The following is a 14600-nucleotide window of genomic DNA, read 5'->3' on the forward strand; positions in this document are numbered from 1 at the left end:
CAAAATTCTACACAGTCTCGTCTAGATGATTGAAATTCCTAGGCTCAGGACTCATAGCCAGAAGATGACGGTTGCAGCGAGGCAGATGGCTGAGAAGAAGACGTTCGGGCATCTGTCATAGCGTGTTGCGACCCGCCGCCAGTCCTTGAGACGGCCGAACATGATTTCGATGCGGTTGCGTCTTTTGTATTTTCGCTTGTCGTATTTGACTGGTTTTCCGCGGGATCTTCTTCCCGGAATGCAGGGCCTGATCCCTTTTTCCTCCAGGGCATCCCGGAACCAGTCAGCATCATAACCCCGATCCGCCAGCAACCACTGTGCCATGGGAAGGCTGTCCAGCAGAGCAGAGGCTCCGGTGTAATCACTGATCTGTCCGGCTGTCATAAAGAAGCTCAGCGGTCGTCCGTTCTGATCGGTGACCGCATGCAGCTTGGTGTTCATGCCCCCTTTAGTGCGTCCGATCAGGCGGCCTGGATCCCCTTTTTTAACCGCAGGCTTGAAGCCGTGCGGTGTGCCTTGAGATAGGTCGCATCAATCATAATAGTCTGAGGCTCAGCCTGCGCGGCAGACAGGCCATCCATCATCCGCATGAAAATGCCCATGTCGCCCCAACGCTTCCAACGGTTGTAGAGCGTCTTGTGCGGACCGTATTCCCGGGGTGCATCACGCCAGCGCATACCATTGCGGTTCACAAAAATGATGCCGCTCAGCACGCGGCGGTCATCAACGCGCGGTTTACCATGGCTCTTGGGAAAGAACGGCCGCAGACGCTCCATCTGTTCATCCGTCAGCCAAAACAGGTCACTCATCTTCAGTCTCCTTGCAGAACCTGAAGCAAAATTCCCTACACAAATCAATGGGTCCTGAGCCTAAACACGTAGATTATGTTTTTACGCTATCAAACCGGCTTTCGTATTCAATTTTATATCATCATGTATGCATATACAACATACCTCCAGACCCGGTCAGGTTAGCTCACATTATGTCTGGAATGAATAAGCAGGCCGTGCGAAGATACCGTCCATGACCTAAAAACAGTGGATATCCGCCAAATATTTTGTAATCGATCATAGATATTTTTCGGTTCTCTATATTCTGTTATAACTATACGAAACCTGTCGATACTATGGTTATAAATTTTGTTTATAATCTTATGTATAATCTCTCTTGGACGTCATACGTCTGATTGATCTACTACTATTCTCACGACGCCGCAGCACATATCAGCCTTTCAGGCCGGTAAATTCCTTGCGGGACCATTATGTCGAGAAGTTCTTTATAATTTTATTCCTCTCGCCATAAGTTTTGGAAAGTATCGATGCAGTACGCACATGACCCAGCGCTTCTTCTGGCGCGTTTCCAGTTCGCCTTCACCGTAGGCGTCCATATCATTTTTCCGGCCTTTTCAATCGGGCTGGCGGCCTATCTGGCGGTGCTGGAAGGGCTGTGGCTCAGGACCGGGCGCCCCGTATTCCTTGATCTTTACCGATACTGGATCAAGGTGTTCTCCATCGTCTTCGGCATGGGCGTGGTTTCGGGACTGGTCATGTCGTATGAATTCGGCACCAACTGGTCTATTTTTTCTAAAAAAGCCGGACCGATTACCGGTGTGCTCCTGTCCTATGAGGTCATGACTGCCTTTTTTCTTGAGGCTGGTTTCCTCGGCGTCATGCTGTTCGGCATGAACAAGGTGGGGCGCAAGCTGCATTTTGCCGCCACATGCTGTGTATCGGTTGGCACCCTGATTTCCATGACATGGATACTGTCATCCAATTCATGGATGCAGACCCCGCGCGGTTACACCATCGACCCGGCTACCGGGCGGTTCATGCCTGCGGACTGGCTGGCCATTATCTTCAATCCGTCCTTTCCGTTCCGTCTGGTGCATATGGGGCTGGCGGCGTTCCTGTCGGTGGCCTTTATCGTGGGGGCAACGGGGGCATGGCATATGCTGAAGGCCCGTAAGGCAGGAAAAATCTCCAGCGAGCCGGTGCGGGTCATGTTCTCCATGGCCATGTGGATGGCCGCGATCGTGGCGCCGCTACAGATCCTGGCGGGCGATGCGCATGGCCTGAACACGCTTAAATACCAGCCGGTGAAGATCGCGGCGATGGAAGGGGACTGGGTATCGGAAGATCATGCGCCTGAACTGCTGTTCGGCATTCCCAACATGAAGACCGAACATACGGATTATGCTATCAGACTACCACTGGCCGGCTCGCTGATCCTGACGCACAGCCTGAACGGCAAGGTGCCGGGCATGAAGGATTTCCCCCGTGACCAGCGACCGCCTTCACCGGTCATCTTCTTCTCGTTCCGTATTATGGTCGCTCTTGGTATGCTGATGATGCTAGTCGGATTGTGGTCGCTATGGCTGCGACGAAACAGCACACTGTTTACCAATCCGGTTTTCCACCGTGTTGCATTATGCATGGCCCCTGCGGGGTTCCTGGCGCTGCTATGCGGCTGGGTTACGACGGAAGTCGGTCGTCAGCCCTGGACCGTCTATGGCCTGCTGCGCACATCCGACAGTGTTTCCCCGGTCGCCCTGTCTTCCATGGCGTTCTCGATGACAGCGTTCGTGGTGGTCTACGTGCTCGTGTTCGGCTCAGGTCTGGGCATTCTGGCTCGCATGCTGAGCCACGCACCACAGGAAGGCGAGCATGATACCCCACCTGACCACGCTACCGAAATTCTGGCAACCCGCATGCACCCGGGCGTGATTGACCCTTCTGCTGGCAAAGGAGCCTGAGGCATGATGGACTTCGCATACTGGCTCCCCATCGTGTGGGCCGTCATACTGGTGGTCGCGATTTCGATCTATGTCGTCCTTGATGGTTTTGACCTCGGCATCGGGATGCTGTTCGCGCTTGAACGCCACCCGGGCCGTCGGGATGTGATGGTCAACACCATCGCCCCCGTCTGGGATGGGAACGAGACGTGGATGGTGCTGGGTGGGGCCGTGCTTTACGGGGTTTTCCCCGGTGCCTACGCTACCCTGTTGCCAGCTTTCTACCTGCCGATTGTATTGATGCTGCTGGCGTTGATCTTCCGCGGTGTGGCGTTTGAATTCCGTGTCATGACGCGCGGCAGGGGAAGGGAAGGGATGTGGAATGCCGGTTTCATGGCAGGCTCCGCCCTTGCTGCCTTCTGTCAGGGTGCGATCCTCGGTGGCGTGGTGCAGGGGATCAAAGTTGTTGATGGCGCCTTTGCCGGTGGCCCGCTCGACTGGCTGACGCCGTTCAGCATCCTGTGTGGGCTGTCTGTCATGTGCGGTTACGCCCTGCTGGGGGCAACGTGGCTGATCTGGCGCACAACCGGCGTGTTGGAGGCATCATGCCGCCGCTGGGCTGCACGGCTGGCTGTGGGGCTGTTCATCGGCATTGTGGCGGTCAGCCTGTGGACGCCGCTGCTGCATGCACCTTACCTACGCCGCTGGACTGACTGGCCGAATATCGCGTTTGTTGCGCCCGTGCCGGTTCTGGTGGTCGTGCTGGCTGTGCTGTTTGTCATGGGTCTGCGCAGGGGGCACTCGAAGGGACCGTTCCTGTGTGCGCTAGGCTGGTTCTTCCTGTGCCTGTCTGGTCTGGGAATTACGGTGTGGCCCTATGCCGTGCCGCCGGGTCTGACGCTATGGGATGTGTCGTCTCCGCCATCGAGCCAGTTTTTTCAGTTGATCGGCACCGCCATTCTTCTGCCGATCATCCTGACCTACACGATCTATTCCTATCACGTCTTTCGCGGAAAGGTGACGGAAACAGATGGGTATCACTGAGATTGTCAGCGGGAACGGAGATGATGCACCACCACGCACCGGTGCGCGGATCGCATGGTTTGTTGCGATCTGGTCGCTGAGCACCATAGTGTTTCTCGGGACGGCGTTCCTGCTTCACTTGATCATTCCCAAGTAAAACGGGTGGCATGGCCACCCGACATTCCTCTCCCGACAATAAGGGATCTGGTCCAATGCTTTTTGATTTTGAACGTGACTTTGCGGGGTCCCTACGGTGCATCCCGATGATCGCCCGCCAGAAGCTTGACATCGTTGGCATCAAACTGAGCCTGCGCCAGTGGAGCCGGTTTACACGCGAAGAAAGGGGGCAACTGGCTGACCTGCCGTGCGAAACCGTACCTGAGCAGGCTACCTATCGCGCATTGGTGGTTCACCTGATCGCAACCCGTAGTGACGAGCCGTTACGCCAGCTTGCAACCCGTGGGCTGGAGGACTGGCGTAACGCAGACCGGATGCCGGATGCAGTAAAGACCCAGGCGCAGGCTGATGGCATAGCGCCGCCTACTGCCGTACAATGGGCAACCCTGCGGCCGCTCCAGAGATTTGCCCTGGTGAAGCTTGCCCGTTCGAAGCATGAAAACGAAAACTTCGTGCCAGCAATGCGGGAGTTTGGCCTGCTGCATGATGTGGGTGCTTTCTCCAATCAGACAGCCGTCCCGCGTGCCCATACACGCCTGCCCACCTGAATGCAGCTTACAGGGTCGAGATCATGAGCAACGAAAAAACGCCTGAGTACAAACCCTATCATCATCCGGCAGGGGGATGGGGTGCGGCCGGGGCAACCGCGAAAGTGCTGATGGAACAGAGCGTGCTGGTCAAGGGATCACGCGGGCTGCTGTCCATGAACCAGCCGGGCGGTTTCAAGTGCCCCAGTTGCGCTTTCCCTGACCCCGACCATCGCAAGACGCTGGAGTTCTGTGAAAATGGGGCCAAGGCGCTGGCGCATGAAGCCACAAAGGGACGTGTGACGCGGGAATTTTTTGAAAAATATACCGTCACCGAACTGATGCAGAAAAGCGATTATTGGCTGGAAATGCAGGGCCGCCTGACCGAGCCGATGCGCTATGACGCACAAAGCGACCGCTACGTGCCGGTGGCGTGGGATGACGCATTCGCCCTGATCGGCCAGCATCTGCGCGCCCTCGACAGCCCGCATCAGGCCGAGTTCTATACATCGGGCCGTACGGCGAATGAGACCGCTTTCCTGTATTCAATATTCGTGCGGGAATTCGGCACCAACAATTTCCCCGACTGCTCAAACATGTGTCATGAGCCGACCAGCCGTGGCCTGCCGCCGGCGATCGGTATTGGCAAGGGCACGATCGTCATGGGCGATTTTGAACATGCCGAAGCGATATTCGTGGTGGGGCAGAATACGGGCACCAATTCCCCCCGCATGATGACCAATCTGGTCGAAGCCCGCAAACGCGGTGTGCCGATTGTCCTGATCAATCCGATGCCGGAACGGGCGCTGATCCGCTTTACGGAACCGCAGGACATGCTCCAGATGGGTACGTTTGGCTCGACCCCGATTTCCAGCGAATTCGTGCATGTGCGCATCGGTGGCGATCTGGCCATCTTCAAGGGCATGATGAAGGCGCTTTTTGAAGCGGAAGCGCGCGGCGAGACGGTACTGGACCTCGACTTCATCCATGAACACACGGCTGGGCTGGACGCCGTGCGGGATGATGCTATTGGCTGTAGCTGGGGAGAGATTACCCAGATATCGGGCATAACCGAAGCACAGATCCGCAAAATCGCAGATATTTATATGAAATCCAATGCCACGATCATCTGTTACGGCATGGGACTGACGCAGCATCAGGAAGGATCACGTCTGATCCAGCAGGTTGCGAATCTGCTTTTGCTGCGCGGTAACTTTGGAAAGCCTGGTGCCGGTATCGCGCCGATCCGTGGTCATTCCAACGTACAGGGTGACCGCACGGTTGGCATTGATGAAAAACCGACCGATGCTTATCTGGACCGCGTGCGTGATGCTTTCGGGTTTGAACCGCCGCGTGAGCATGGTCACCATGTGCTGGAAGCCGTCGAGGCCATGGAAGCAGGGACCGCCAAGGTGTTCTTTGGCATGGGGGGCAATTTCATCCGCGCCGTGCCGGATACGGACCGTTCCTACGCCGCCATGCGCAACCTCAACCTGACGGTTGGTGTGGCGACCAAGCTGAACCGGGGCCATCTGGTGCATGGCAAGGATGCGCTTATCCTGCCGGTTGTCGCCCGCTCGGAAATCATCCGCACGGAAGCGGGCGAGCAGTTTGTAACCATTGAAGATGCCATGGCGAATGTTACGGCATCGCGTGGTGTGTTCGAACCCGTGACCGGACATGTGCGGCCGGAAACGGAGATCGTCTGCCGCATGGCCATGGCGACACTACCCAACTCCCGTACGCCGTGGGCGGATTATATGGTCGACTATACCCTGATCCGGGACAAGATCGCCGAGGTTTATCCTGAGATCTATGCGAATTTTTCCGAAAGGATCAAAAACCCGCACGGCTTCCACCTCGATATCCCGCCTCGTCGCCGCGTATGGAACACACCCAATGGCAAGGCAAATTTTCTTGTGCTGCCGGGACTGGAAGTCAACATGCCGGTCAAGGATGCGGCTATGTTACGCTTGGCGACCATTCGTTCGCACGATCAGTACAATACGACCATCTACAGCAACAGCGACCGGTATCGCGGCGTGTATAACACCCGTCTCGTCATTTTCATGAATAAGGATGACATGGCGGAACGCGGTCTGGCGAACGGGGATGTGATCGGGCTGGAGACCTATAGCGATGACGGGATCAGGCGGTATGTCGATGGCCTGCATGTGCTGGATTACCCGATGCCACGCGGTGCGATTGCCGGATACTACCCGGAACTGAATCCGCTGTTGCCATTGGACTATTTTGACGAGATCAGTGGAACGCCCGCGGCGAAATCCATTCCGGTCAAGGTGGTGGAAAGTGTTGCATCCGCACCGCCAATCCAGATTGCAGGCTGATAGGGCAGGCGGCCATGGATGCCGATAACAACAGTCGGCTGGGCAGCCCTGTGCCGCCTGTTGACAGGCTTGGCCGCCCGCTGCGCGATCTGCGGATTTCGGTCATGGACCGGTGTAACTTTCGGTGTCCCTATTGCATGCCGGAAGCTACCTATCACGAGGCGTTTCGGTTTCTTGGTCCCGAGGAACGGCTGGATTTTAACGAAATCGAACGGGTTGCGCGCGTAGCGGCCGAACTGGGCGTTACCAAAATACGGCTAACGGGTGGGGAGCCTCTCCTGCGGCCGGGTCTGCCCGATCTGGTCAGCCAGCTGCGTGTCTTGCCAGGCATTGAGGATATCGCCCTGACAACCAATGGCGTCCTATTGCCCCGTTTTGCGCCAGCACTTCTGCAGGCAGGACTGCGGCGCGTGACAGTCAGCCTCGACAGTCTCGATCCCGTCGTGTTCGCCCATATGAGCGGCGGCAGGAGTGATCTGTCTACCGTAATGGAGGGCATCAACGCTGCAGGTGCTGCTGGGTTTGAAGGCGGCGTCAAGATCAATACCGTAGTCCAGCGAGGCGTAAATGATGCAGGCGTTCCAGATATTCTGGCGCGTTTTCGCAACACCGGTATCACGGTCCGTCTGATCGAATATATGGATGTGGGCAATCGCAACGGGTGGGACCGTACCGACGTCGTGCCCTCGGACGAACTGCGCGCCCGCATCACGGCACTCTGGCCCCTTGAGCCGTTACCGCCCCGCTATCGCGGCGAAGTGGCCCGTCGTTATCGCTACGTTGATGGAGCCGGGGAAATCGGTTTCGTCTCATCGGTCAGTGCACCGTTTTGTGGAGCATGCTCCCGTGCACGCCTGTCTTCGGACGGAAAGCTCTACACCTGCCTTTTTGCAACGACTGGCACGGATTTGCGCGGACTGCTGCGCCAGAATGTCTGCAATGTCAAAATTGATGAATGTCTGCGCACAACCCTGTCACGGATCTGGTACCACCGGACGGATCGCTATAGTGAGGAGCGCACGCATCGGCCTGCATTATGGGCCGATAGGAAAAAGACGTTCCCCCAGGAAAAAATCGAAATGCATTATATCGGGGGATGACGTGAATTTCATGTGCAAATTCCCAATGTTTAAGGGGCGCAAACCATGACAGCGTTACTGTACGGGCTGGTTCTTGCAGGTGGTGAAAGTCGCCGCATGGGGCAGGATAAGGCGACACTGCCTTACGGTGGCCGCCCGCAGCTTGCCCGTGCCTTTGATCTGTTGGAACGACATGTAGGGCGCTGTTTTGTCTCAATACGCCCCGATCAGCAGCCTGATCCGCTCCGGGCGTCCTATCCCTGCATTATGGACAGGCGGGAGACAAAGGGCGTGCTCGGCGGCGGCCCAATGGTCGGCGTGCTTTCTGCTCATGTGGTCTACCCGGATGTTGCCTGGCTCGTCGTTGCCTGCGACCTGCCGATGCTGGATGATACGACACTTGCCACTCTTGTACATGGACGCGATACCACCCTGGCTGCTACGGCCTATGTGAGCGAAAGCGACGGTCTGCCTGAGCCGCTCTGCACGATATGGGAGCCCGCTACGCTGGCTGCTATGAACAGGCAGGCAGTAAACCGGACAATTCGGCTGCGTCAGATGCTTGCCGGTCCAGCAGTTCGTTTACTTGAAATAAACAAAACCGGTGCGCTGCAAAACGTAAACGCACCTGATGAACGCGACCGAGTTATGAAATTCCTGGGGTATTCTGAACAGGAAGTAAGACGATGAAGTATATAATTGAAGTATTTCGCATAGATTCAAGATGAAGTTGGAAAGACGTACGAATTTCGTAATGCCTATGGTTTTGCGCTTGAACCTGCCTACATGCGTGTTGCGATCAATTCGGTATTTGCTCCATGGGATCAGTCGCTGTGCGAAGGTGATCATGTTGCCTTTATTCCGTCGGAGACAGGCAAATGAACGACATCATCATGGTCGGGACGCTGATGGATTCAGCACCTTGCGCAGGGTGATTCTTGTTGCTGAAGCAGGCGGGTTCTGCTCCTTTGAAGGATGGGCCAGGTACACAAACGCAGGTCGTGCCGTTTCTGGCATTGATTATAGTGTTTTCGGGTCACTGACACTGGCGGAAGGGCATCATGATTAAAGCGAAGCAGCTTTTTGCCATCTGTTGGACAACGGGCATGTACCGGACCGGCTATCTGTCCATTGGCGAAATGACGGTATGGATTGGCGTATTCTCAGTGCATCGCGATGCGGCTTTCAGCGCCTGTCGTTACATTATAGATGAGATCATGCAGCGCGTTCCGATCTGGAAAAATGAGTATTATACGAGTGGCGAGACCGGATGGGTGCCATGCCACACCCCCTGGCTATCAAACGGCCTATCTCGATGCGTGAGGCTACCGTAATGCCTGATCTCTTTTACCCGTTAGATGTAAGTTCTCTGTCCCGTCCGAATGAAAAATTCAACCTTAATGTTGCAGAGGAAGTGCCGGTCAGTCTCCTGTTCAACGGGATTTTTCCGTATGGCACGATGATGATGACACCGGCGGATCTAAAAGATTTTGCTTATGGATACTGTATAACCGAACAGATCATCGACGGGGTTGCAGATATCCGTTCAGTGAACATTGCAGAGGCTGATGATGGCCTGACCCTTGATATTTTTATAAAGGGGAAAGCGTTGACGCAACTCATGCGCCGTAATGTTCGCATGCAGGCGGGTCATTCGAGTTGTGGCATATGCGGCAGCGAGAGTGTACCGGAATATAACGCTGTAGCCGCAACTCCATTGGGGGAGGGAGCGCACCTGTCAGTGGCAGCTATACGAAATGCATTGCATGAACTGCGCCAATGGCAGACGCTGAACGCGGCGACACGCATGGTGCATGCAGCCGCATGGGCAGATAAGAACGGTAATATTCACATGATCCGGGAGGACGTGGGGCGGCACAATGCACTGGACAAACTGATTGGTGCGCGTGCCTGCCACCTGGAAGTTTTCCACGAAGGATTCTGTCTGTTGACAAGCCGTTATTCGTTTGAAATGGCGCTCAAGACGGTGCGTGCAGGTATTGCCATTGTGGTCGCAATTTCAGCCCCGACATATCGTGCGTTCCAGACGGCTGAAACAATGAACCAGACCCTGATCGCCATTGCGCGTCGGGATGAACAGACACTGTTCTGTGGTGGAAAGCGCCTTATCGAATAGTATTCCCTATTCAAAGAAAATAAAGATGCTTACCTGTTTCGGCTATGCCGGAATAGTGGGCAATATGACATCCATAGGAAGATGGTCGGTTCCGCAGGCTGTCGGTCTATAAGTATTCATGGGGTATAATATGTTTCTCAAGCAACTGTACTATCTTCGGGAGATAGATAGGTTCAGGAGTTTTTCAAAAGCGGCGGTTGCATGCAACGTTTCGCAGCCATCCCTTTCGCGCGCCATACGCGTCATGGAGGAAGAGCTTGGCGTTGTTATTGTTGACCGGAAGCAGAAAGTTTTTGGCCTGACGCCTGAAGGCACACAGATACTCAAATGGGGACATGAAATCCTGCACGGTGTTGCAGAAATCCAGAATGTCGTCTCCCTATCCCACCAGAAACTGGCAGGTGTAATCAAAATAGGCGTCATTCCAACAGCCGTGCACATCATTCCCCTTCTTATGGATGCGGTAAAGGAGCATATCGGTGATTTTATATGTGACGTTCTGGTTCTTGCCAACGCAGAGATTATTGAAAAGCTGAATATAAAGCAACTGGATATTGGCATCATGTATTGTGACGAGTGTCCTAAAGCATCTGTCTTCGCCATGTACGAACTTTATAAGGAAAAACAGGTTCTTGCCGGAACAGCAGCGTACGATTTTCCGGCAGGCGATGATGTCAGTTGGGAGACGGCCGGACAGTTTCCACTCGCCCTGCTGAGCCGAAGCATGCGCTGCAGGCAGTTTATCGATGTCGGATTCCAGACCGCAGGCGTCAAGCCGATTGTCCGGCTTGAAACCACTTCCCTGGAACTGATCCATGCTGCGATCATGAAGGGAACACATACAACAATATTACCTATTTCTTCGTTTCCGCTAAGGGTGCCGCCTCGGGGCAGATTGCAGATACGGCGTCTTTCCGGGTTTTCTGCGGGCTCGATTGGTCTGGTGAGGTTGTATGAATCCCCGTTGGCCTCTTTTGTGGCAGAGGTCTGGAAGATCATCATAAAAATAGATTTCGAAGAGCAATTGGATGATCTCTGTCGTCAGGAGTCCTGGTAAATAAATATAAAGTATTTACATATCAGGTTCCGTTGGAAGTTGAGTTTTCTACAGACCCCTGATGTGTTTCAAAGCCGCTATGGACCGCTTGATATTGATGGATACGCAAGGAGCCTGCATGGTTATCCCCAACGCAAAGACTGCCTCGACAGACGCCCGTTCGATAGGTCCCTGTTCAAAGCGCGCCATCTCATTGAGAATTTTTTCTGTAAGCTCTATGAGTTCAAACGCATCGCCATGCGGGACAGGACCCGTCCGTCATGGATGCCTTCAAAAAACTTCCTGACAATCCTGAAGTCCTACACCGGCCATCTGTCGCGCGGCAAACGGATCGAAATCTGGTTTCAGGACGAAGCGCGGAGCGAGCAAAAGAACGGCGTCGTCCGGTTAAGGGGCCAAACGGGGAACCCGACCAGCGCTATGCCCAACGTCTGGCTTTTCGGGGCAATCTGTCTTGCACGGCGCAAGACCGTAGGTCTCGCTCCCCCGTTTATCGACACGGACAGCATGCACCTACATCTCGACGGGATTGCGCCCTGTGTGGCCCGGGAAGCCTATGCCGTCGTTTTTTGTTTGATCACGCACCGTGGCATACGACCGCCAAACTCAGACTGCCGCGCAACATCAGCCTGATCTTCCTGCCATCGCATGCTCCCGAACTGAACCAGGTCGAGAATGTCTGGCAGTTCCTCCGCGCCAACTGGCTGGCCAACACCGTCTTCAACGATATCGATCACATCATCAATGTCGCCTGTAACGCGTGGAACAATCTTGTCGCGCTCCCCAAAACTATCCGGTCTATCAGCCTCAGAAAATGGGCGCATAAAGGTCAAAAGTGATAGCTCTTAGTATTATGGGGCATAATTACATTACACGCCAATGGGATAAGATATGCCAATTTATTACTTTTTAGGCATACGCACTGCAGTAACCTCGATCTCAACCAGCCAACCCGGATTGGCCAGATGGGCCACACCAAAGGCCGAGCGGACCGGCAGATCCGGCTGCCTGTCGGTACCATAAAACTGGGTATAAGCTTTCATCATCCCGTCAAAATCGAGCTTACCCAGCTTGGGGTCCTCGGCCATGTAAATGTGCATCTGTACGACATCGCCCATGCCCAGACCCAGCTTTTTCAGTTCATCCTGAATACGCAGCAGCGCGGCATAGGTCTGGGTCTGTGTATCACCATAGGCGGCAAGGGTATGCGGATCCGCTTTCCTGTCCTGCACTGGCGCGCCCATGCCGCTGAGGTAGATGGTACTCGCCCCGGTCGGAACCTCGATAGAGGATGCAATGGGAAATTTGCCTGCGGAATGCCGCACGATACCGTCATAGGCATAGGTCGGGACCGCACCAGCCATGCTGGAGAGAATGACAAGAGCTATGACTGTTTTTTTAAGATCGAACATTCGCTTCACTGTTCCTTCTGCTTTACGATAGGTCGCTGGGCCGCGACATCGGTAGTCGTTACGACATCGGTGTAATGATTGCCAAAATGCGTACGGATGTAATTGACCACACTGGCAATCTGGTCATCTTTCAACATGCCCGAAAACCATGGCATGCCGCCATATCCGTTCATGATGACATAAACCGGATATCCGCTGCTTTGCAGTTTAGCATTGTTGGCAAAGGCAGGGAATTGCGCACCGGCACCGACCGCCCCTTTGCCGTCTGGCATGTGACAGCCCTGACAGATATGACGATATACGTCCTCGCCTGTATTCAGGGGCTGAACCTGTCCCTCGACCGAACTGGCGCTATCCGCCTGTACTGGACCAACAGGGACCAGAAGCAGCAGGACGGCAAAAATGAAAAACAGAAGAAACTTGCGCATCAGCTGGCTCCCTGCGCACGGCTGTGCAGTTGGGTTATGGCATCCAGTGCAGACAGGATGGCCCCTTCCTGCCAGCACCCCACATAGGATGCATGCTCACCAGCCAGTACGATACGGTTATCCATGGTGCACAGCGCTTTGTAATGGGTCTTGCGCGCCTGTTCGCTCCACATCGAGCAGCACCCCATTGCCCAGGGCACGCGGCTCCATGCAAAACTGACGCCGTTGGAGAATTCCTTGCGGTATTGTTTGTGCAAAATCTCACCCTGCGTCAGGGCATGCTCGATCCGCTCCTGCGGGGTCATGCCGGCAAAATCGTATGCTGTCGGACCAAACATGTATCCCCCCAGCAAGACCGCAGGGCCGCGAGAGAAGTAGCCGTGGCTGGGATAGGAAATCTGGCTGATTGGCTGATCGGTAAAGCTGATTCCGCCATATATCTGGTCATCCTCCTCCCAGAACCGGCGTTTGAACTCAAGCCCCAGCTTGACGGAGGACGCATAGGGCACTGCCATGATCGCGGCCCTGAGCGGCGCGCTGACCTTTACATCAAGCTGGGAGAGGATGGGCAGCGGGATGGTGCAGACACAGTAATCGGCTTCCGCCTCACGTATCGCACCACCATGGCTCATATCGTTATAAGTGACCTTTACGCCCTTGTCGTCCTGATGGATCGATGTGACTTTGCAGTTCAGGGTGATCAGGTCGTGTACTTGCCGGTTGAAGCCTTTGCCGATCATGTCCATGCCCCCCACGGGCTGGAACATGGTGGTCTGCATGTCCAGACGTTCATGGAAGGCAAGCCACGTCCATAGGCCGGAACGCATGACATCCTTGCGGGCAAACGGCTCGGATGGAACCGGCGCGCCGTTTATGCCGCCACCCGGCGCCTTTTCATATCCACGGGTTTCGGAACTGATGATACCCTTGGTCCAGTTCAGATTGGAATTTAAGCAGCCCCACTGCCGCATGGCGGTCATGACATGTTCCTGCTCATCGACTGAGACCATGTCGTCCAGCTTGTGCTGCTCAATCGCCTTGCCTAGAAGTTCCGCCGTGAAACCATGGAAATCTGCGGCAAATTCCCGGTACCGGACCGGCTTGCCATCAAAGGCCGTGCTCGAATGGAGCCATGAATTGTGGTTCAGTTCCACAAACGGTTCCAGTTCCACCCCGAATTCACGACAGTAATGCAGCAATCCCTGATGATGGTAGGGAATACGCCATGGACCGGGATTGATGTAATTGCCCGATGCGAAGCTGACCTTCTGAGTGGCTCCCCCCAGTTCGGTTACGGTATCTCCCCCGCGTAGGCTGATATTACGGCCACCAGCACGGTTCTGGAATTCCAGAACCTGCACATGGTAGCCTGCCTTGCGCAGTTCATAAGCGGAAAGCATGCCTGCAAGTCCTGCCCCCAGAACCAGCACGCGTGTCCCGCGTTTTGCACCGGACAGGACGGGTGGAGACGTGAAATCCGTACCCTGCGCATGTCCCAGGGATGTCATGGCCTGATACAGAGCGGCACTGCCGGCGAGCGTGCCAATACGGGTCAAGAGTTGCCTGCGCGTAGGTACCTTGCGCGGATGAGCGTTTGTCACCAGAAAATTCCCATAACAACAATCGTGATAAACCTGCCTTCATTGCTCCGGACTGATTCTGACCAGGAACAATGCAAGCG

The 14600-nt window shown here is 55.0% G+C and carries 14 protein-coding genes and 1 pseudogene; 11 read left to right on the top strand and 4 right to left on the bottom strand.

The annotated features are described in order from the left end of the window. Positions 1-51: 51 nt before the first annotated feature. Positions 52-809 (bottom strand): IS5 family transposase gene (locus GLX_RS16835; protein WP_148268514.1). Its coding sequence is split into 2 segments (ribosomal slippage): positions 52-488 and positions 488-809, totalling 759 coding nucleotides; the frame shifts between segments, so codons are not numbered across the junction. A gap of 509 nt (positions 810-1318) precedes the next feature. Here GLX_RS16835 and GLX_RS00660 point away from each other — a divergent pair. The 11 genes and pseudogenes from GLX_RS00660 to GLX_RS00700 all read left to right on the top strand — a co-directional run. Beyond that, complete coding sequence (locus tag GLX_RS00660) at positions 1319-2752, top strand: cytochrome ubiquinol oxidase subunit I (protein ID WP_014104130.1); 1434 nt, start codon at positions 1319-1321, stop codon at positions 2750-2752. Positions 2753-2755: 3 nt separating this feature from the next. Next, positions 2756-3775 carry a cytochrome d ubiquinol oxidase subunit II gene (cydB, locus tag GLX_RS00665; RefSeq protein ID WP_014104131.1) on the top strand — a complete coding sequence of 340 codons (1020 nt, stop codon included), beginning with the start codon at positions 2756-2758 and terminating at the stop codon, positions 3773-3775. 191 nt (positions 3776-3966) lie between these two features. Further along, positions 3967-4479, top strand: coding sequence for a nitrate reductase associated protein (locus GLX_RS00670; RefSeq protein WP_014104132.1), 513 nt, complete (start codon positions 3967-3969; stop codon positions 4477-4479). Between the two features lie 23 nt (positions 4480-4502). Continuing rightward, positions 4503-6806 (top strand): FdhF/YdeP family oxidoreductase, encoded by a 2304-nt coding sequence (locus GLX_RS00675; protein ID WP_014104133.1) that lies wholly within the window; start codon positions 4503-4505, stop codon positions 6804-6806. A 14-nt stretch (positions 6807-6820) separates the two neighbouring features. Then, positions 6821-7906 (top strand): GTP 3',8-cyclase MoaA, encoded by a 1086-nt coding sequence (gene moaA / locus GLX_RS00680; RefSeq protein WP_014104134.1) that lies wholly within the window; start codon positions 6821-6823, stop codon positions 7904-7906. 45 nt (positions 7907-7951) lie between these two features. After that, positions 7952-8575: an NTP transferase domain-containing protein gene (locus tag GLX_RS00685; protein ID WP_014104135.1), complete on the top strand. Its 624-nt coding sequence runs from the start codon at positions 7952-7954 to the stop codon at positions 8573-8575. 27 nt (positions 8576-8602) lie between these two features. Further along, the gene (locus tag GLX_RS19140) at positions 8603-8767 is read left to right on the top strand and encodes a MoaD/ThiS family protein (RefSeq protein ID WP_269448815.1); all 165 of its coding nucleotides are present in this window, start codon (positions 8603-8605) and stop codon (positions 8765-8767) included. A gap of 224 nt (positions 8768-8991) precedes the next feature. Then, positions 8992-9219, top strand: a complete 228-nt coding sequence (locus tag GLX_RS18810) for a molybdenum cofactor biosynthesis protein MoaE (RefSeq protein WP_331396554.1) — start codon at positions 8992-8994, stop codon at positions 9217-9219. Further along, entirely contained in the window at positions 9219-10022 is an 804-nt protein-coding gene (gene fdhD / locus GLX_RS00690) for a formate dehydrogenase accessory sulfurtransferase FdhD (protein WP_041247504.1), read from the top strand. Before GLX_RS18810 ends, fdhD begins: the two co-directional genes overlap by 1 nt. Before the next feature lie 130 nt (positions 10023-10152). Further along, positions 10153-11079: a LysR family transcriptional regulator gene (locus tag GLX_RS00695; protein ID WP_014104138.1), complete on the top strand. Its 927-nt coding sequence runs from the start codon at positions 10153-10155 to the stop codon at positions 11077-11079. 233 nt (positions 11080-11312) lie between these two features. Further along, positions 11313-11918, top strand: a pseudogene (locus GLX_RS00700) (IS630 family transposase); the annotation flags it as partial. A 63-nt stretch (positions 11919-11981) separates the two neighbouring features. Here GLX_RS00700 and GLX_RS00705 read toward each other — a convergent pair. From GLX_RS00705 to GLX_RS00715, 3 genes are read right to left on the bottom strand one after another with little or no spacing between them, the layout of a single operon-like run. Beyond that, positions 11982-12491, bottom strand: a complete 510-nt coding sequence (locus GLX_RS00705) for a RidA family protein (RefSeq protein WP_014104140.1) — start codon at positions 12489-12491, stop codon at positions 11982-11984. A gap of 5 nt (positions 12492-12496) precedes the next feature. Further along, entirely contained in the window at positions 12497-12919 is a 423-nt protein-coding gene (locus GLX_RS00710) for a c-type cytochrome (RefSeq protein ID WP_014104141.1), read from the bottom strand. Beyond that, positions 12919-14520: a flavin monoamine oxidase family protein gene (locus GLX_RS00715; RefSeq protein ID WP_014104142.1), complete on the bottom strand. Its 1602-nt coding sequence runs from the start codon at positions 14518-14520 to the stop codon at positions 12919-12921. Before GLX_RS00715 ends, GLX_RS00710 begins: the two co-directional genes overlap by 1 nt. Positions 14521-14600 lie beyond the last annotated feature (80 nt).

It is taken from the genome of Komagataeibacter medellinensis NBRC 3288, assembly GCF_000182745.2.
GTDB classification, from domain to species: Bacteria; Pseudomonadota; Alphaproteobacteria; order Acetobacterales; family Acetobacteraceae; genus Komagataeibacter; species Komagataeibacter medellinensis.